The organism is Rhodococcus sp. MH15 (assembly GCF_019266045.1).
GTDB lineage: Bacteria > Actinomycetota > Actinomycetes > Mycobacteriales > Mycobacteriaceae > Rhodococcus_F > Rhodococcus_F qingshengii.
The window spans coordinates 370,474-389,863 of sequence record NZ_LPNP01000065.1 but is presented as its reverse complement, the minus strand read 5'-3'; the positions used below and the strand labels follow the sequence as shown (position 1 = coordinate 389,863).

General features: G+C 61.1%; 18 protein-coding genes, 1 tRNA gene and 1 other RNA gene. 7 read left to right on the top strand and 13 right to left on the bottom strand.

Translation table 11 applies throughout. From position 1 onward, the window contains the following. Positions 1-65: 65 nt before the first annotated feature. Positions 66-1,379, top strand: coding sequence for an ammonium transporter (locus tag ATN37_RS16285; protein WP_003943791.1), 1,314 nt, complete (start codon positions 66-68; stop codon positions 1,377-1,379). Between the two features lie 6 nt (positions 1,380-1,385). On the opposite strand, the gene ATN37_RS16280 is transcribed toward ATN37_RS16285, so the two are convergent. From ATN37_RS16280 to ATN37_RS16250, 7 genes are all read right to left on the bottom strand, one after another. Then, positions 1,386-1,757: a carboxymuconolactone decarboxylase family protein gene (locus ATN37_RS16280; protein WP_020905896.1), complete on the bottom strand. Its 372-nt coding sequence runs from the start codon at positions 1,755-1,757 to the stop codon at positions 1,386-1,388. Positions 1,758-1,765: 8 nt separating this feature from the next. Then, entirely contained in the window at positions 1,766-3,355 is a 1,590-nt protein-coding gene (locus ATN37_RS16275) for a long-chain fatty acid--CoA ligase (protein WP_218695385.1), read from the bottom strand. Beyond that, complete coding sequence (locus tag ATN37_RS16270; RefSeq protein ID WP_042447831.1) at positions 3,348-3,971, bottom strand: alpha/beta hydrolase; 624 nt, start codon at positions 3,969-3,971, stop codon at positions 3,348-3,350. The genes ATN37_RS16275 and ATN37_RS16270 overlap by 8 nt, the downstream gene beginning before the upstream one ends. Beyond that, a complete protein-coding gene (locus ATN37_RS16265; protein WP_218695384.1) occupies positions 3,971-5,332 on the bottom strand; it encodes an MFS transporter in 1,362 nt (453 codons plus the stop codon). The genes ATN37_RS16270 and ATN37_RS16265 overlap by 1 nt, the downstream gene beginning before the upstream one ends. Positions 5,333-5,429: 97 nt before the next feature. Beyond that, entirely contained in the window at positions 5,430-6,482 is a 1,053-nt protein-coding gene (locus tag ATN37_RS16260) for a 3-keto-5-aminohexanoate cleavage protein (protein WP_218695383.1), read from the bottom strand. Between the two features lie 52 nt (positions 6,483-6,534). Next, a complete protein-coding gene (locus ATN37_RS16255) occupies positions 6,535-7,434 on the bottom strand; it encodes a TauD/TfdA family dioxygenase (RefSeq protein ID WP_007731564.1) in 900 nt (299 codons plus the stop codon). Positions 7,435-7,464: 30 nt separating this feature from the next. Next, the gene (locus ATN37_RS16250; RefSeq protein ID WP_003943928.1) at positions 7,465-8,439 is read right to left on the bottom strand and encodes a quinone oxidoreductase; all 975 of its coding nucleotides are present in this window, start codon (positions 8,437-8,439) and stop codon (positions 7,465-7,467) included. 200 nt (positions 8,440-8,639) lie between these two features. On the opposite strand from ATN37_RS16250, the gene ATN37_RS16245 reads away from it, so the two are divergent. After that, positions 8,640-9,644, top strand: coding sequence for an AraC family transcriptional regulator (locus ATN37_RS16245; RefSeq protein WP_007731570.1), 1,005 nt, complete (start codon positions 8,640-8,642; stop codon positions 9,642-9,644). On the opposite strand, the gene ATN37_RS16240 is transcribed toward ATN37_RS16245, so the two are convergent. Beyond that, on the bottom strand, positions 9,637-10,683 hold the full coding sequence (locus ATN37_RS16240) for a putative sulfate exporter family transporter (protein WP_308125218.1): 1,047 nt from the start codon (positions 10,681-10,683) through the stop codon (positions 9,637-9,639). The two genes, ATN37_RS16245 and ATN37_RS16240, sit on opposite strands and share 8 nt — an antisense overlap. Positions 10,684-10,784: 101 nt before the next feature. Between ATN37_RS16240 and ATN37_RS16235 the strand changes: the two genes are divergently transcribed. Next, positions 10,785-11,693 (top strand): LysR family transcriptional regulator, encoded by a 909-nt coding sequence (locus ATN37_RS16235; RefSeq protein ID WP_218695382.1) that lies wholly within the window; start codon positions 10,785-10,787, stop codon positions 11,691-11,693. Positions 11,694-11,700: 7 nt separating this feature from the next. Here ATN37_RS16235 and ATN37_RS16230 read toward each other — a convergent pair whose 3' ends face one another. The 4 genes from ATN37_RS16230 to ffs all read right to left on the bottom strand — a co-directional run bounded on the left by ATN37_RS16230 (position 11,701) and on the right by ffs (position 15,188). Continuing rightward, complete coding sequence (locus ATN37_RS16230; RefSeq protein ID WP_003943868.1) at positions 11,701-12,282, bottom strand: HhH-GPD-type base excision DNA repair protein; 582 nt, start codon at positions 12,280-12,282, stop codon at positions 11,701-11,703. A gap of 18 nt (positions 12,283-12,300) precedes the next feature. Then, entirely contained in the window at positions 12,301-13,656 is a 1,356-nt protein-coding gene (locus ATN37_RS16225) for a glycosyltransferase 87 family protein (RefSeq protein WP_058227079.1), read from the bottom strand. A gap of 98 nt (positions 13,657-13,754) precedes the next feature. Beyond that, entirely contained in the window at positions 13,755-15,047 is a 1,293-nt protein-coding gene (locus tag ATN37_RS16220; RefSeq protein ID WP_003943985.1) for an aminotransferase class I/II-fold pyridoxal phosphate-dependent enzyme, read from the bottom strand. A gap of 41 nt (positions 15,048-15,088) precedes the next feature. After that, positions 15,089-15,188, bottom strand: an RNA gene (ffs, locus tag ATN37_RS16215) — signal recognition particle sRNA small type. A gap of 136 nt (positions 15,189-15,324) precedes the next feature. Between ffs and ATN37_RS16210 the strand changes: the two genes are divergently transcribed. The 3 genes from ATN37_RS16210 (at position 15,325) to ATN37_RS16200 (ending at position 18,209) form a co-directional block, all read left to right on the top strand. After that, positions 15,325-15,412, top strand: a tRNA-Ser gene (locus ATN37_RS16210). A gap of 532 nt (positions 15,413-15,944) precedes the next feature. Beyond that, complete coding sequence (locus tag ATN37_RS16205; RefSeq protein ID WP_223304519.1) at positions 15,945-17,036, top strand: Fic family protein; 1,092 nt, start codon at positions 15,945-15,947, stop codon at positions 17,034-17,036. A gap of 354 nt (positions 17,037-17,390) precedes the next feature. After that, on the top strand, positions 17,391-18,209 hold the full coding sequence (locus ATN37_RS16200) for a pentapeptide repeat-containing protein (RefSeq protein ID WP_081557239.1): 819 nt from the start codon (positions 17,391-17,393) through the stop codon (positions 18,207-18,209). A 35-nt stretch (positions 18,210-18,244) separates the two neighbouring features. Here the strand turns inward: ATN37_RS16200 and ATN37_RS16195 are convergent, their stop codons facing one another. Then, complete coding sequence (locus tag ATN37_RS16195; RefSeq protein ID WP_081557238.1) at positions 18,245-18,553, bottom strand: DUF6191 domain-containing protein; 309 nt, start codon at positions 18,551-18,553, stop codon at positions 18,245-18,247. 134 nt (positions 18,554-18,687) lie between these two features. Between ATN37_RS16195 and ATN37_RS16190 the strand changes: the two genes are divergently transcribed. After that, the gene (locus ATN37_RS16190; protein ID WP_007731581.1) at positions 18,688-19,359 is read left to right on the top strand and encodes a response regulator transcription factor; all 672 of its coding nucleotides are present in this window, start codon (positions 18,688-18,690) and stop codon (positions 19,357-19,359) included. Positions 19,360-19,390 lie beyond the last annotated feature (31 nt).

Sequence of the window (19,390 nt, the reverse complement as noted above, 5' to 3'; positions counted from 1 at the left end):
AAACCGCACGCACTCATCGTGGGTTCCGTGCACGCGGGCTGGTCCGCGTGCGTGAGGAGAAAACTGTGCCCGCCACCATCGATGCCGGAGCGACTGCCTGGTTGCTCGTCAGCACTGCACTCGTACTTCTGATGACGCCAGGACTCGCACTGTTCTACGGCGGCATGGTCCGCTCGACGGGCGTACTCAACATGATCATGATGAGTTTCGTCTCGATCGCACTCGTCACGGTTGCGTGGTTGTTCGTGGGCTACAGCCTCGTGTTCGGCGACGATCACGGTGGCATCATCGGCGGACTCGAGCACATCGGCATGGCGGGCATCGACCCGTCGACGGTGCACGGGAATGTCCCGGAAGTGTTGTTCGCAACCTTCCAATTGACGTTCGCAATCCTTACTGCAGCGCTCATCAGTGGTGCGATCGCCGACCGCGCGAAGTTCTCCGCCTGGATGATCTTCGTCCCCATCTGGTCCTTGCTCGTCTATGTCCCCGTCGCTCACTGGGTGTGGAATCCGCAGGGATGGCTCGCCCAGATGGGCGCACTCGACTACGCCGGTGGCCTCGTGGTCGAAATCGTGTCCGGAGCGTCGGGTCTGGCATTGGCACTGGTCCTCGGCCAGCGGATGGGTTTCAAGGCCGAGTCGATGCGTCCGCACAACCTGCCGTTCGTCCTGCTCGGCGTAGGCCTGCTCTGGTTCGGTTGGTTCGGATTCAACGCCGGCTCGGCCCTTGCGGCCGACGGTATGGCCTCGCAGATCTTCCTCAACACACTCGTCGCCGGTTGCACCGGACTACTCGGCTGGCTGTTCGTCGAGCAGAATCGTGACGGACACCCCACCACGTTCGGCGCAGCTTCGGGCGTCGTCGCCGGTCTGGTCGCGATCACCCCGTCGTGCGGAACGGTGAACATGTTCGGTGCGCTCGTCATCGGTCTGATCGCCGGCATCGTCTGCTCGTACGCCGTGGGATGGAAGCACAAGCTCGGCTACGACGACTCCCTCGACGTCGTCGGCGTGCACCTCGTCGGCGGAATCGTCGGCTCGTTGCTGATCGGACTCCTCGCGACGGCCGTGATGACGGGCGGTCCGGAAGGTTTGTTCTTCGGCGGTGGATTCGCGCAGTTGGGCAAGCAGTTCGTCGGCGTCGTCGTGGTCGCGCTCTATGCCTTCGGTGTGACCTACGGTCTCGGAAAGCTCATCGACAAGACCTTCGGCTTCCGCATTTCGCGTGAAGACGAGGCCCGCGGAATCGACGTTGCCCTGCACGCGGAGTCGGCCTACGAGCACGGAGTACTCGGCCACGGTCCGATCGGCGGACAGAACCCGAGCCCGTTCCTCCAGCGTCAGCGGGAGGAACGGGAGAACCGCGAGCGGGACTGACCGCCCTCACCGGTTCGCGATTTCCTCCATCAGGATCGGAACGCCGACATTGCAGGAATGAATCCCGACGACGGTGGTCAGTTTCAGCACCTCGAGAATCTCCTTCGGGGTCACTCCCATGTCGAGCGCGGCGCGAATATGGCGTCGTACGCCGGGTGCGTACATGTGTGTGCTCGCCGCATCGACGGCTATGCACAGCAACTGGATCACCTGAGGTGACAGCACCCCGCTGTTCCAGGGCTGCATCGCTGTCTTCATGTACAGCTCGGTCCACTCGGGATCCAGCTCCGAAAGTCCGTCCCACAACGGATTCCAGCCACCCGAATCCTTCATGGCCTGGGTCACGGGAAAAGCTTCACTTGCTCGAACGTCAGTCATCGATCTCCTCAGACCATCGAAAATGCTTGATTCAGTTCACGTTTGAGAATCTTTCCGGTTGCCGTCATCGGCAGCGACGGCACGAACTCGATGCGACGCGGATATTTGTAGGCGGCCATCTGTTCCCGCGTCCATTCCACGAGATCCGATTCGGAGATCTCTTCACTCGGCTCTCGGATCACGAACGCGACAACTTCTTCGCCGAGGCTCGAGTCCGGCACCCCGACGACGGCGACGAGTGAGACGGCTGGGTGAGTGAGCAGAACCTCTTCGATTTCGCGTGGGTAGACGTTGAATCCGCCCCGCACGATCATGTCCTTCGCGCGATCGACGATGTAGTAATTTCCGTCGGTATCGACCCGTGCCAAATCCCCGGTGCGAAACCATCCGTCGCGCATGACTTCCGCCGTCGCCTCGGGTCGGTTGAAATAGCCCTTCATGACGTTGTGCCCGCGAATGGCCAACTCCCCCAATTCATCGGGGCCGGCGATCGTGTGCCAAGAGTCGTCGACAAGCCGCGCTTCGACGCCCCAGATCGGCACGCCGATCGAACCGGGCCGGGGGTCGCTCTCCGGGTCACTGAACAAGGCCAGCGGAGAGGTCTCGGACAACCCGTACCCTTCGAGGATCTGAACACCGAAGCGTTCCCTGAACTGTGTCAAGATTTCGACGGGAAGCGCTGCACCACCGGAGATCGCGCACCGCATGTTCTGTGCAACGGTCTCGATATCCACCCCGGATTTCACTACCTCCTCCAGCACGCCGAGCAGTCCCCAATACATGGTCGGGACGCCCGCGAAGACCGAGATCTTTTCGCGTTCCATGATCTCGAGTGCCGCGGTCGCATCGAAGCGCGGCATCAACACCAAGGTGGCACCGACGCAGATTCCCGCATTCATGGTCACTGTCTGGCCGAACGAGTGGAACAACGGCAAAGTCAGGAGATAACGCTCATGCATGGACGGAACGCTCTCGAACAACCGGTTGGTCGACAGTGCATTCAAGACCATGTTGCAGTGAGTGAGTTCGGCGCCCTTGGGCTTTCCGGTCGTGCCGCTGGTGTAGAGAATGACCGCGGTGTCCATCGGTTCACGAACAACCGCGGCTGCAGGCGTTTCCGTGCCGGACACGGATGCCAGTGCTTCGCCTAGAGTCTCGACTCCGAGGATCGACGACGGTGCACCCGACTCGGCGCTGATCACGATCAGGGCCGAACAGGTCTCGCTCTGCTCGAACCCGGCGATGGCGTACTCAGCGATCGGCAATTCGGGACTTCCCTCGAAACAGAAGTACAGCTTTGCTTCCGAATCAGCCAGGTGATAGGCGATTTCGCGCCCCTTGAGCAGAATGTTCAGAGGAACGACGACGCCGCCGGCCTTGAGAATGCCGTAGTAGACGATCGGGAACTCGAGAACGTTCGGGCAGGACAACGCCACCTTGTCACCTGGCTCGACACCCCGCGAGACGAGCAGATGGGCGATGCGATTCGCGTAGGCGTCGAACTGCGCATACGTCAGCCTCGCTTCCCCGAGAACCAGCGCATCCCGTTCCGGGTATCGCCGGGCCGAATCTTCCAGCAGAGCAGCAAGATCAAGCACGACTGTGTTCCTCCTGCGCCTCGGAATCCGTGGCATGAGACGAGGCGGCGTGCGACACCGACTCGAGCAGTTCCAACACCAACGATTCCGCCCGCGGCCAATACCCGTATCCGGACGCCGGATTGAGGTGTCCGACCTCGCCCAGATCCAGCAACCGACTCCCCCATCCTTCAGCCAAACCCACAACTCGGCGATACCCGGCGAGCGGATCGTTCCGACTCGCCGCGACCGTGCTCGGAAACGGCAGACGCTGACGCGGTATCGGTAGCCACCCGTGACGGTCGAGATCTTCGAGAGACGGATAGGACTCGGGCAGCGGAAGTTCGAGATCCGCCGGCGTGACCAGAAGTGCGCCCGCAACCTCTCGATGATGCGCCCTCGCCCAGTGAGCAACTGTCATGACTCCGGCGCTGTGCCCGACCAGGACCACCGGCCCGCAGACACTTGTCAGCACCTCGTTCAATGCCGCAACCCGCGCATCGCGGCTGAGCTTGTCGGTCTCGAGGGGAGGAACCGTCAGAACGTTGTCGAGCCTGCGCGCGAGGTGAGTCTGCCAATGATCTTCGACATGATCCCGCAGACCGGGAACCATTACTACCGTAGTTGATTCATTCATCATGAGCTCCGAACGTCTGTTACTTCAGTGGCGCCGGGGATCTCGGGCCGATTCTGCAACGTCGCCAGCCGCCTCATCCCGGCGGGATAGGCACGCTTGCCGGCTACCAACGCGAGGGCCGCGACGACATAGATGAAGGGCGAAAGCTGTAGAGCGCCGAGAAGACCCAGGTGATCGGCGAGGATGCCGACAACGAAGGGACCGAGCGCCAGCCCGAGAAGGTTGTTGGCGACGGTGAGCGTTCCCATGGCCGACGCTCGAATCGAGTGATGGGTAAGGTTCGCGACCATAGCTGCCGTCGGCCCCGACGAACCGGCGGAGAAGAATGCACCGATACCGAGCAACACGAGTTGTGCTGTCCCCGTGCCTAACCGGAGCCCGATGCTCAGCGTCACCAACGAGATGGCGCAGTAGACAATGGCGGTGGTCCATTTTCGCGCCGAATCGTCGCGGCTGAATCTATCTGTGATGAAACCGCAGACCACCATCCCGCTTCCGACCAGGAGGACGAACACGGAAGCCGTGACGCCGGCCTTGTCCGGGGCCAAATCGTAGTAACGATTGAAGAAGCTCGGCAACCACGCCAGAAGTACAGCGGCGGTGAACATCTGGAGACCACCACCGATGTAGGCGAACAACACGGCGGGATTGGTGAACAGCGAGGACACCGGCGCACGAAAACCGTCGTGTCTCACCGCTTCCCCGGCGGCATCCGGCGCGGCCTCGACGGCGTAAGCGGTGAGCTTCTTCTCGGTGACGAGGGCACGGAAGAGCGCGACCAGAATCAGACCGAAGATCGCCATGGCGGCAAAAGACCACCGCCAACTGAACTGGACTGCGATGAACCCACCGATTGCCACACCGATGACCGAACCGAACGATCCACCGGCCATGAAGGCACCTGCAAGAGCTGCGTGCACGCGGGGCGCAAACACACTGAGGACCACGGCGATACCCACGCTGCCGTACGCCGCTTCACCGACACCGACCAGGAACCGGGCGCCCAACATCTGTTCGTAGGTCTGAGCGATTGCGCACAGCAACGTCGCGACACTCCACAACACCGCCATCAAGATCAAGCTCTTGACGCGGCCCCAGCGGTCCGCGAGCAGCGACAACGGGAACGTCAACAGCCCGACCATCAATGCCACCACGCTGCTCAGGGAGGCGAGGTGCGAATCGGAGAGATCCCAGTCCGCTTTCAGGATCGGGAAGACTGCACTGAGCACCTGCCTCGACATGTAGTCCGAGAGCAGAAGACCGAAAGCCAGGGCGAAAACGATCCACGGGTATAACTTTCGTCGTCCGCCGATTCCGAGCGCGGTGTCCACACGTGGCGTGGCGGGAGCTTGCAGTCCCATGACTCTCCTAGGAAGTACTCGAGGTAGACGGGGGGATTCGGGGGTACGAACCGTCGCGGTTCGTACCCCCGGAACTGTTGTACGAGAGGGTGCGAACTCAGGCGTGCTGCGTGAATCCCGGCTGGCCGATCCGGCGGTTGGGCGCGTAACCCAGCTTCGCCAACGTCTCGTCGGTGTCGGCATACGTCTCACCGATCCGGTAGATGTCCCGAGCTTCCTTCGCGGTAGCCACCTCGCGGCCCAATTCGCCTGCAATGCGCACCAACTGCTCGATCTGCTGCACCGACGTCATCTTCTCGCCCTTGCGGCCCCAGATGGTGTCCTCGTTGCCGCAGCGAGCGTGCAAGCCCATCGCGATGGCCATCGTGTTCACCGGCAGGACGCTACGCATCAGCGTTTCCAGCGTCAGGCACGCACCGTCGGGAACACGCTGGACGAAGTTCATCATGTTGTACGGGTTGGGTCCGTCGAAGCCGCCGCCGATTGCGACCCACGTGAGGTTGACCGGACCCGTGTAGATGCCGCGTCGGATCAACCGCTCCACCGTTTCGAGCTGCGGAATACTGGACAACTGGAAATGCGGCTGGATTCCGGCGGCCTGCAACCGGCGCAGGTGCTCTGCCACCCACTCCGGACCGGCGGGCACAGTCATTTCCCGATACGTATCGGCCAATTCCGGACGCTGCATCGACGTACCCGCGATGTCGTCGTCGGTCATCAGTTCCATGATGTTCATCTGGCTGGTATTGATCGCGATCGTCACCTGATCGGGAGCCGGCTCCAATTCCGCCAGCATGTGACGCACGTCGTCGGACAACCACTTCGCATCGGCACCTTCCCCCTCCGGGGCAAACGAAATCGACCCGCCGACCTGCAGAATCATCTCGGGAACGGCCTCACGCAAGCGACCGAGAAGCTCGTTGAACTTCGACAGACGCTTCGAGCCCTTGCCGTCGAGTTCACGCACGTGGATGTGGAGAACTGTGGCACCGGCGTTGAAACAGTCGACGGCTTGCTGGACGTGCTCGTCCATCGACAGAGGGAGGTCTTCTGCAAAATCGTCCGGCTCCCACTCCGGTCCGTAGGGAGCAACGGTGATGACAAGCTTGTCCTGGGTTTCGGGGAACAGTGAATCGTCGTGGAAATGCATAGCGTGACTCCGATCGAGTGAATGAATTTATCTTCGGGGCTGGGAAGAGAGATCAGAACGGTGCGTCGCCGATGATTCCGGCGCGCTCCATCTTTCGAACCGCGGGCCAGTAGTCCTGCACCGCGTAATGCTGTGTCGAACGGTTGTCCCAGATCGCGACGCTGTTTTCGGTCCAACGCCACCGAACCTGGTACTCGGGAATCTGAGCCTGGCTCGCCAGGTAAGTGAGCAGATTCCCGGCGCCGGGGGCGTAATCGATTCCATAGCGGACGTTCTCGGGCGTGTGATAGTTCACGAGGTGTGTGGCGAACGAATTGACGAAGAGAATCTTCTCGCCGGTCTCCGGATGTGTTCGTACCACGGGATGTTCGGCGTCGGGAAAGCGTTCCTTCAGCTGGTGCCGCTGTTCGATCGGCATCCGAGCGCCGAAGGTCGACTCGATACTGTGCCTGGCACGCAGATCCTTGATCTGCTCCTTGACCCGCGCCGGCAGATTCTCGTAGGCGAGTGCCATGTTCACCCAAATCGTGTCGCCGCCGACAGGAGGTGTTTCCACACAACGCAATACACATCCCATGGGCGGGTTAACGCGCCAGGTGGCGTCGCAGTGATATGCATTCTCGAAATGCTCCGGCGGGCTGTCCAGATCCTTGTAGATGCGGACCAGGCCCGGGTGGTCGGGGTCGCTGCCCAGAGCCGGATGATCCTCGAGTTCACCGAATCGCTGGGCAAGTTCTACGTGCTCGGCTTTGGAGAAGGTCTGGTCGCGAAAGAACAGAACCTTGTGTTCGAGCAACAATGCCTTGATTTCGGCGAAGAGTGCATCATCTCGCGCGACCTCGCCGAGATCCACCCCGGACAACTCTGCCCCGATCGAACAGGTCAATTTCTCGACGCGGATCGTATTCCTCGACGAGGGAAGGTTTTCTGTGAGCGTTGCGGTGTTGGTCATGACAATTCCTCTGGGAAGTGCTGTTTCGGTTCAGACGGAGAAGACGGAGGAACCGATACTGCGACCGGACTCCATGTCGTGGTGCGCACGCACCGCATCTTCGAGGGGGTACCGCTGGTTGATCTCGATCTTGATTCGCCCGGACTCGACGTGTGAGAACAGTTCGCCCGCCAGTTCGGCACGTTCTTCGGGATCCGCGATGTAATCGGCGAGAGCCGGACGTGTGAGGAAGAGTGATCCCTTGACTGCCAACTGCATTGCCTGAATCGGCGGAGTCGGTCCGGACGCCGTTCCGAAGCACACCAGCAGCCCCCGCCTGGCAAGGCAATCGAGAGAGATGTCGAACGTGGATTGCCCGATACTGTCGTAGACAACCGGCACGCCGACGCCCCCGGTGATCTCCTTGACACGCGCGACGACGTCCTCGCGGGTGTAGATGACGACTTCATCGCACCCGTGAGCTCGGGCAACGCTCGCCTTCTCGTCGCTCGACACCGTTCCGATCACTTTGATTCCCAACAGTTTTGCCCACTGGGTGAAGATCAGTCCAACCCCGCCCGCCGCAGCATGTAGCAACACGGTGTCTCCCGCTTTCAACGGGTAGATGCGACGCAGAAGGTAGGCGGCAGTCAGTCCTCGCATGGTCATGGCGGCCGCGGTGTCGAAGGCGATGCCGTCGGGTAGCGCGATCAGGTCGGACGACGCCATGATCCGCTCGGTGGCGTACGCACCCAGCGGACTGCCGGTGTAGGTCACACGGTCCCCCACTGCAAAATCGACTACTCCCTCGCCGATCTCTTCGACCACACCGGCGCCCTCGACGCCCATCCCGGCAGGCAATTGCGCAGGATAGAGGCCACTTCGAAAGTAGGTGTCGGCGAAGTTCAACCCCACCGCTTCATGACGAACCCGAACCTCTCCAGCGCCCGGTCGTCCTACCTCGATCTCTTCCCAACGCATGACGGACGGTGTGCCGATCTCGTGGAACCGAATGGCGTTTGCCATCAATGCTCTCCAATTCTGTGGGCGGGCTCGACTCGATTACGGTCGAGCTGTATTCGTACGCAACAACTTCCAGAAGTCGGTGCTCGGCTTCGTGGTCGTGCCGAACTGATGTGAACAAAACTATGTGAGATCCGGCTCACATGCTTAACTTGACGAGACACACAACACAACATTTCGGGACATCGAGTAAAGGGGGCCCTATGAAGCCACTCGCCCGCTACGCGTCACTGAACCGATACGTCGACCTGTGCCGAACAGTGGACGTGGACGCTGTGGCCCTCATGAGAAGTGTCGGCCTGAGCCCGGCAAGCCTGGCGAACCCCGACCAATGGGTACCGGCCGCCTCCATCGCATCGCTCCTGGAGCGATCGGCAGCGGAGTCCGGACACGAAGACTTCGGGCTTCTACTCGCCGGCCTGCGTCGACTGTCCAATCTCGGCCCCCTCAGCTTGGTCATCAGGGAAGAACCAGACGTCAGGAGCGCACTCGACGTATTGATGCGATACGAGCACACGTACAACGAGTCATTACGCATTCGATTGAACGAGGTCAACGGACTCGCCACCCTGCGAATCTCGCTCGAGGTCGGCGAACCGGTCGACACCAGACAGAGCGTCGAACTCGCAGTCGGCGCGACACTGCAGATCCTGCGGAGTTTCCTGGGTTCTCGATGGCAACCGGTCAGCGTGGGATTCACGCACAATGCCCCGAAAGACACGAGCACGCATCGGCGAATCCTCGGCGAGACGGTGGAATTCGATCACGAGTTCACCGGCATCGTTTTCTTCGCCGCCGACCTGGATGCGGCTAACCAACTTTCCGACGAGTTACTCCGGCCGTACGCTCGCCAGTTCCTCGACTCACTTCCCGCATCGGAAACCTCCGATACCCTCAGCCGCACCAAGGAATTGATCGAAGTTCTGCTTCCGACCGGCCGCTGCTCTGTCGAGCAGGTGGCACGCAGTCTCGGATTCGACCGGCGGACACTGCACCGTCATCTCGCCGAATCCGGAGATACGTTCACGGCCGTTCTCAATTCGGTTCGAAGCTCCCTCGCGGAACGATTTGTCTCCAACCCTCGCTATTCGTTGACCGAAGTGGCTGTGCACCTAGGGTTTTCGACGCAGGGTAGTTTCTCGCGCTGGTTTCGCACTCAGTTCTCGATGAGCCCGAGCGCGTGGCGGACTCAGCGCTCGATCAGCTGACCAGCACGACTCCGACGTAGGCGATCGTTGCCACCCACACAGTGGAAATCGCGGCCAGCACGAATGGCCGGGCGCCAACTCCACGAATGACGCTCAACCGCACCCCCAGCCCGAGTGCGAACATCGCGGCGGCCAACAGCGCCGTCTGCACCGTCTTCGCCAGCCCCAGAAGCTCATCCGGCAAGATGCCCGTGGAGCGCAAGCCCATGCAGCCGATGAATGCCACGACGAACAACGGAATCAGCGGGGGACGCTTGGCGGCAGTGCTGTCGACCATCCTGCGTTGCCGGATACTCAGAAACGCCATGACCGGCGCCAACATCAACACGCGCGCAAGTTTAATCACGGTCGCGACGCCCAACGCGGTGGCGCCGAGAGCGCTGCCGGCAGCCACCACTTGCGCCACTTCGTGGATCGACCCACCGGCCCACATGCCTGCACCGACCTCGTTCATACCGAAAGCGTTGGCCAACAGTGGGATTGTCGGAATCATCAGAGTTCCGAAAATCACCACCAACGCAACAGCGGTGAGCAACTCTTCCTCTCGTGCATTCACCACACCGTCCGCAGCAGCCACGGCGGCAGCGCCACAGATCGAGAAGCCGCAGGCAATCAGAATTCTCTGCGACCAACTCAATCCGAGAAGTTTTCCGGCATACATGGTCCCGGCGATACCGAGGAACACAATCGCCACCACAACAGCGATCACTCCCCAGCCCAAACCGACGATGTCGGAGAACATCAATTGCAGCCCGAGCAGAGCGATACCCACCCGAAGTAGCCGCTTCGCCGAGAATGCCAGGCCAGGTTGGAATTTCGCCGGCAAAGAGACGGTATTCGCCAACACCGCACCCGCCACGATCGCAATCAGCAACGGACTCACGGCGGAGGTGAACCGACCGGCTATCAGCGCGACCGTGGCCCCCAAGGCGCACAACGCAACTCCGGGCACCAATGCAGCCACACTGGACCACCGTCGTACTTCTGACGAAGGGGCGACTGCGGGTTTCTCGGCCACGGACTTCACATCACGGTTCACTCATCCAGCGTCCTTGAGCCACCATCGCTCCGGTAGGGCGATTTCTACCATCACGGCATATCAAATCGATATGAACGTGAAGTTCGGTATAGCCTGTTTGCATGACCAGACGGTGGCCCGACCTCACCACTCTCGAGCTACTCATCGGCATCGATGATCACGGAAGTCTCAGTGCGGCAAGCCGTTCAGCAAACATTGCGCAGCCGAATGCCAGCCGCGCCGTCAAAGCACTCGAGCGGCAGCTCGGGATGCCACTCATACACCGAAGGTCGACGGGGGCGGCTTTGACTCCGCAGGGGACCGTAATCGTCCACTGGGCGCGCCGCGTCCTCGCCAACTCGAGGCAGCTTCTCGACGTCGCCGAAGGGATGCGGACCGAACGATCCGCGGAATTGACCGTGTGTGCCAGCATGACCGTCGCCGAACATCTGATTCCGGCCTGGCTCGGTATCTTTCGGTCACTACATCCTGGTGTCACCGTCCACCTTCAGGTCTACAACTCGACCCGCGTCCTCGAGGCTGTCGAGGTGGGAATGTGCGACCTCGGATTCGTCGAGTCACCGACCGTTCCGAAGAGCCTGTCCAGCGTCACCGTCGCGCGTGACTCGCTGGTCGTGGTCGTTCATCCGGATCATCCATGGGCGCGTCGACGAAAGCCGCTGACCGTCGCCGAACTGGCAGCGACGCCGCTGCTGGTGCGCGAGCCCGGATCGGGAACCAGAACGACTCTCGAGCTGGCGTTACACGAATACGAGCGCGGTGCACCGTTGTTGGAACTGGGTAGTTCGGCCGCGATTCGAACCAGCGTGCTCGGTGGCGTCGGCCCGGCGGTACTGAGCACGCTGGCCGTCGAGGACCAGGTGAAGCAGGGAGAACTTCGGGTCGTAGCCGTCGAAGGCTTGGAACTCGACCGATCCCTGCGTGCAGTGTGGCGCCCGCCGCGTCAGCTCGAGGGCCCCGCAGGCGACCTGATGAAAGTAGTGCGTGCCAGCGGGTCCCGGAAGTCCTGAAAGCGGCTTACTTCTTGTCGGCCTTCGCTGCTGCCTTTGCGGCCTTCTTGAACTCGCGGACCTCGAGCAAAGACTGTTCGTCGACCACGTCTGCAATCGAGCGCCTCGAACCTTCGAGCCCGTAGTCGCCGGCCGCTTGGCGCCAACCTTTCGGCTCGACGCCGATCTGTTTTCCGAGCAACGCCAGGAAGATCCGGGCTTTCTGATCCCCGTAACCGGGTAGGGCTTTGAGCCGCTTCAGCACTTCCTTGCCGTCGGGATTTCCCGAAGTCCAGATCGCCGCGGTGTCGCCGTCGTAGTTCTCGACGATGAACTGGCACATGAGCTGGATACGCTCACCCATCGACTTGGGGAATCGGTGCACAGCCGGAGGCTCGGCACAGACGGCGATGAACTCGTCGGTGTCCATGTCGGCGATACGCCTGACGTCGATACCGCTGAGCCGATCCGCCAGCTTCTTCGGACCGAGGAAGGCCGTTTCCATCGGAACCTGTTGATCGAGAAGCATTCCGATCAACAACGCCAACGGGTCCTCGGCGAGGAGAGCATCAGCTTCGGGGTCACCGACAAGGTTCAGTTGAAGTGCCATGAGTCCGATACTGCCACGTCAGACGGCAGTTGTGACCGGCGCCGACGCATCCGGGGCCGGAATCTTCCACTTCTTCCAGCCGAACAGAACCAACGTCGAGACCGCGGCAAGCGTGAAGACCCAGAGGTAGACGCCGACGGTCGGAATCCGCAGATACTCGGGCGGCACGAACATGAACAAGCCCATTCCGATGAAGCGATCCGTACCCGGAATGACCGACGGGTCCCACCAGGTGTGAGACCAGTTCAAGACCGGGAGCAGGAAAACGAACGGCGCCACCCACGCCCAGCGCTTCTTCGACACCATCGCGTAGTGCGCGGCGAGGACGACCAGCGGGACGAACCACACCCAGTGATGGCCCCACGAGAACGGCGAGACAGTGGTCGCAGTCAACCCCGTCATGGTGAGGCCGAGCAATTTCTGGCCGTGGCGGTGAGCAATCCACGCGGCACCGAGTCCGAGGCATACCGCTAGCGCACTGAAGACTAGGACCAGGACCCGCGACGGCGTCGGAGTGTGAGTGAGCTGAGCGATCAGACCGGACACGGACTGGTTGCTCGGAGCATCCGTCGGTCCGACGCGTTCGCTGTCGACAAGAGTGCCGGTCCAGTACTTGTACGCATCGTTGTAGATCACGACGAAGCCGATCGCAACGGTCGCAGCGAACGTCACGACGGCCGTCACCAACGCACGCCATTGACGAGTGATGAAAAGGTACGCCCAGAAGAAGGCCGGAGTGAGCTTCACGCCGGCGGCGATGCCTGCCCCGATTCCTCGGAGCCGACTCTTCTCGTCCCGACCGAGGTCCCACACGATCAAGAGCAGCAGGAAGATGTTGATCTGCCCGAGCCAGAGCGTCGTACGTATCGGTTCCATGAACAGAAAGATCGTCGTCGCCAACGCACTCACGGCGTACGCCTTCACGTCGAGCCGATAACCGAGGTACTTCCAGCACAACAAGATCACTGCGAACAACGCAGCGATGTTCAAACCCGTCCACACAACAATCGCCTGTTTGAACGAGAGCACCGCCCACACCGTGAACAGCAAAGCCGCAAACGGGGTGTACGTGAACATCATTCCGTCCAGGACTGGCCCGTCGTACAACGGAAGGCCCTGAACCACAACGCTGCCGCCGTGGCGGTAGACGTCGAGATCGAGGAAATTTTCGAAGATCCCCCAGTACCGCGTATTCATCGGCACGGCGAAAAGAACCATCAGCACGGACGCGACTGCCAGAACACCGAGTACAGAGAATCCGAGAACACCGACACGGAGGGTGCGTCGCGGTATGTCAGCTTCGATGACCGACTCTGATTTCGCGGTGTGCGCCTCGAAAGAAGGCCCATCCGAAGCGTTGATCGCGCCCGTCACTACAACCTCCGGGATTTACACCCTATGTCGGGAATTGATGCTCCGAACGGTACAAGACAAGACCGAAAAGTACCGACCGGGCACGCCGCTTCGAGAACTCAGATCTCGGAGAGACGCGATTCGGTAGCTGCGAGCAGAACACACGTAGCCACGCCGTCCATGGCAACTTCGAGTTCAGCCTTGGACGGGAAGCTCGGGGCCAACCGGATGTTCCGGTCATCCGGATCCGTGCTGTACGGGAAAGCCGACCCGGCAGCGGTGAGCGCGATACCCGCGTTCTTCGCCAGTTCGATGACCCGCTTGGCCGTGCCGTCGACCACGTCGAGGCTGATGAAGTATCCGCCCTTCGGCTCGGTCCAAGACGCGACCTTCGATGCACCGAGACGATCCTCGAGGATCCGCAGTACGAGCTCGAACTTGGGCGCGAGGAACGCGCGATGCTTCTCCATGTGCGCACGAACGCCGTCGGCATTGCCGAAGAAACGCAGGTGGCGAAGCTGATTGACCTTGTCCGGTCCGATGCTCTTCTTGCCCAGGAACTTCTGGTACCAGGCAAGGTTTTCCGCCGAGCTACCGAAGAAGCTCACACCAGCGCCGGCGAAAGTGATCTTGGACGTCGACGCGAACACGAGCGGACGGTTGGGGTGTCCGGCCTCCGCTGCCATCGAGAGAATGTCGTAGGAAGGCGCAGTCTCGCCGACAAGCGGATGTACGGCGTACGCGTTGTCCCAGTACAGGCGGAAGTCGGGCGCGGCCGTCGGCATCGACGCGAGCGTACGGACAATTTCTTCGGAGTACACGGCACCGGTGGGGTTCGCGTAAACCGGAACCGCCCACATGCCCTTGATCTGCGGATCTGACGCAACAAGTTCGGCGATCTTGACGACATCCGGGCCGTCGTGGTTCATCGGCACCGCGATCATCTCGATGCCGAGGGACTCGGTGATCGCGAAGTGGCGGTCGTAGCCCGGTGCCGGGCAGAGAAACTTGATCTTCTCTTCCTGTGCCCACGGCCGGGCCGAATCCGGTGTGCCATGAAGCAGTGAGAACACGACGTTGTCGTGCATGATCTCGAGGCTCGCGTTGTTTCCGGCGAGAAGGTTCGCAACGGGGATACCCAGCAGCTCGCCGAAGATGGCGCGCAGTTCCGGCAGACCGGTGAGTCCGCCGTAGTTACGGCAGTCGGTGCCGCTTCCGTCACGGAAATCACCGTCGCCGGGCAGCGTCAGCAGCTCTGCGGAAAGGTCGAGTTGTTCCGGGGAAGGCTTACCGCGGGTCAGATCGAGTGCGAGCTTCTGCGCCTGGAGCTGCGTGTACTTCGCGCTCTGGCTCTCATGCTCGGAGGTGAGTTCTTCATGGCTCATCAACCCGATCTGGGTTTGGATAGGCATCCGGAGCGGCCTTTCACCGACGAGGCGGGGTCGGGTATGTGAAAAAATAGAGGACCCCGCGCACCCGGCAGAGCCCGTTGACCCTTGCTGCCTTCCGGCCCTGGGGGAGTTCACAGGATGCGCGCCGCGCGGGATCCAATGAACAGTGTAGACGGCTTTCTCCGGCCGCTGCACACCACCTACCGGGGCCGAGATGCAAACCTCGAGTTCCACCGGTTCTTCGCAGGTCAGGTACCCGTTTAACGCTTCGCGCCCGCAATTGGGTATGCTGCTCCACGGAGGATTCGCCTAGTGGCCTATGGCGCTCGCCTGGAACGCGGGTTGGGTTAACGCCCTCAGGGGTTCAAATCCCCTATCCTCCGCCAAAGGAACCCCTGTGAACTGCTGAGAAGCGGTTCACAGGGGTTCTTTTCTGTCCTCATGCAACGAGTAATGCAACAGGGTCTCGGTTCAGCTCGATGTTCTGCGAGCTCAGACGGTCTGCCGACTCGTGGTGGTTTCGATCCCGCAGCGCGCCGAATCGGAATGCTGCTGCGTGATTTCGAGTGGCCCGCCGATGGCCCGAACCCGATTCGGGAAGCTATGGCCACATCTGCTCCTGCAGCCCGCGTTGGTCATGAAATGACACCCGCGCCGCAAGTCTTATTTATCCAGATCCCATTCTGGATAAGATAGGCATGGAAAGCAAGGCGGCAATATAGCGTGGATACAGGGAGAGACCAGATGGCGTACAGGACGTTGAAATCGATCTTTCACCAACGAGATCGTGCTGGTGCCGATGCTGAGGAGCGAGCGCGACGCGATTCTCCCGCCGCCGTCCACTGGGACCTACTGATCGGCGAACACTCGACGTTCGCACTGATGACACCCGAAGTCGCAGCGCTGATCGAACGGATCATGAGCTTCGAGCCGAAGATCCGGGCTGAGTGGAACGGGCTGCCGGCCCTCGCGCGCACCCACTACCTGCATCGCATGGTGATCGACGAGATCCAGGCAACGAACGAGATCGAACAGGTCCGCTCAACCCGGAAGGAGATCAGCGAGGCAATCGAGATGGTGTGGGCGGAGCAACCCCTCGCGAACAAGCGGTTCGCCGAGATGGCGCGGCTCTATCTCAATATCGGCAACGACCAGGCCGAGAGTCCGCAGACGCTCGACGACATCCGAGACGTCTACGACGCGGTAACTCGGGGCGAGATTCGCGACGAGGACGCCCCCGATGGGAAGCGGTTCCGGCAAGGGCCAGTATCGATCACGTCAGGAATCAAGGTCGTGCACACCGGTGTGGTACCCGAGTCAGCGATCGACGACGCGCTGACCCTCATGCTGAGCCAGGGGGGCGACGACTCGATTCCACGACTGATCAGGGCAGTGGTCGCGCACTTCATCTTCGAGTACACGCACCCGTTCTACGACGGCAACGGCCGAACCGGACGCTACCTTCTCGCGCTGGACCTTCGACAGGTGTTGGCTCCGTATGCGAGCCTGGCATTGTCGGCGACCGTCGCCGACAACAAGGATCGTTACTACAAAGCATTCTCTGACGCGGAGAATCCATTGAACCGCGGAGATCTGACGCCCTACCTGATCGATATGCTGGAGATCATCGCCGAGGCGCAACATCGACTGCTGCTCGACCTCTCCGAGAGGCGGCATAAGATCGACACACTCGAGGCGCGTATCCGCGTTCTGGTGGAGGATGAGGAATTTCCGCTGAACTTGGGACTCGATCGCGAGTCGACGCCGCCGGTTGATAGCAACCACATCGGCGCAGTCCTGTTCACCCTGGGTCAGGCCCACTGCTTCGAGGCGAACCGCGCCATCAAGTTGAACACCCTGGTCGAGGTGGTGGGTCGATCCAGCCAGTTCGCCCGCCCGCGACTTCAGCGCCTGGACGATGCCGGGATCATTGAGACGGTTACGAAGAGACCGCTGCGCTTCCGGCTCACGGCACGGGGGGTATCGCTCCTCGATCTGGATGGGGCGTGATTTTCGCCAGGTCGCAGATGGGCTAGGTGGCGATTGGGCGCACGATCGACGTTTCCATTCCCACTCGCGAATGGAGTGCAGTGGCCGCAACATTTGTGGTCTTCGTCGGCGCACTGGTTCTGCCGCCGGGTACCGCACGACGATTGGTTGCAGCGAGCTGGGCCGTCCACCCGATTTTCGACCTACTTCACGAGCGTGGTCCAGAATCACGTCTGCCGGATTGGTACCCCGCAATTGCGCGGGATACGACCTCGGAGCCGCTGGACTTCTTGCTGCCGAACCACGCAATTTCGTTTGACAGACTCACAAACCCGAGGACAGACTTTCCGTCCAACCCAACCATCGGGAGTACGCGTGATTGCCGGCCAGACCAATCTGCTCGCAGATTGCAGCAGTTGCTTCGGTCTGTGCTGCGTCGCACTCCCCTTTTCCAAGTCCTCCGACTTCGCGACCAACAAGAATGCCGGCGCCCCCTGCAAGAACCTGCAGCAGGATTTCCGTTGCGGCATTCACACCGGATTGCGAAAGAAGGGCTTCACCGGTTGCACCGTCTACGACTGTTTCGGTGCGGGACAGAAGGTTTCACAGCAGACCTACGACGGCGTCAGCTGGCGTGATGCCCCGGAGACCGCGTCAGACATGTTCGAAACCTTCCCTGTCATACGCCAGTTGCACGAACTGCTCTGGTATCTCGCCGAAGCCCGCTCGCTGAAGCAAACCCACTCGATACGAAAGGAACTCGACGCTGCACTCGCAGAGACGGAAAGCCTGACCAACGGCACACCTTCGCAGATTCAAACCGTCGACGTCTCAGCACACCGAGCGGCAGTCAACACACTGCTCTTGCAGACGAGTAACCTTGTGCGCTCACCGATCTCAACCAAGAAGGGTCGAAAACTCGACCACCGCGGCGCAGACCTCATCGGCGCCAAATTTCGTGGTTCCGATCTACGTGGGGCCAACTTTCGCGGGAGTTACCTGATCGGTGCAGACCTCCGCGACTGCGAACTCGATCGAGCCGATCTGATCGGTGCAGACTTGCGCGGCACCGACATTCGCGGCGCAAAACTCCGCGGCAGTATCTTTCTCACGCAGTTCCAGATCAACGCGGCGATCGGCGATTCGGCTACCACGCTGCCCGATTCACTGACCCGCCCCAGCCACTGGGCCTGAACCCGACTGTCAACTCCGTCGACTGTTGACGACTGTCAACTCCGTCGACGGAGAACGACCTTGTTAGCTTCCGGATCGACAGACACCCACGGCGGGTCACCGTCCGTTCCGTCCTCACGATGCATAAATGCGCTCTGACGCTGTTCGAATTCATGATGCTTGGACCCCTGAAACAGGGCAGCAACCTCTTCGAAGCCCGCGGCCGAGACCGGACGAGTCGTACGTCCCCGAGTCCACGGCAGTGCCCGGCCGCCGGTGAGCCGGTTCCAGAGAGTCTCGGCGAAAGCGAACAGGACCAGCAGCACGAGCAAGCCTTGCAGCGTCAACGCGAACAGAGTGCCCATGAAAGAAGTCTAGCGACGAACGCCCCCGGTCCCCTCGACTTCCGATCGGCCGCCCTATGTCTGGTCCCGCGGTCGATGATCTGCCACAATGCAAGCTGTTACGACTAGTAACACCTTCGGGGGGAGGATTTCACGTGAGCTTGATACTTGCAGCTACCGATCGTTCGGAGCTTGCCCAGACGCTTGGTACCGAATTAATACATTTCGGGCACCAGATACAGCTCGTCCGCACCGGGCGCCGCCTACTCGATGACCTGGACACCGACAGTTTCGATATCGCCGTGATCGATCTCCTTCTGCCGGACATCGACGGCTACGAGATCGCACGGCAGATCCGCTTGCGCAGTTCGATGCCGATCATGATGCTGGTGGATACCTACGAGGACATCGACGAAGCACCACATCGCGCTGTCTCGGACTTTGTGCTGAACCCGATCGATTCTCACGCGCTCGATCTTCGGGTCACCGCAATCCTTCGTGAAACCGCACATCCCGCCCCCGGCAAACACCAACGTCACGGTGACCTGCTCCTCGATCGACGTGCGATGACGGCGACGATGGGCGGAAAGCTGCTGGTCCTCAGTCGGACCGAGTGGCGGGTACTCCTGGAGCTGTCGACCGAGCCTGGGCGCGTGTACTCACGTGATCACCTGATCCGAAACGTGTGGGGTTCCGACCACGAAAGGACGCGTGTAGTCGACGCAACCATTCTCAGCCTGCGGTCCAAACTCGAATCCGATCCCGCGAAACCGAAGTACATCAAAACCATCAGGGGATTCGGATACCGCTTCGGCCCGGTCGACTGAAGTCGCCTTCGTGTCGGTGCCGCTCGATAAG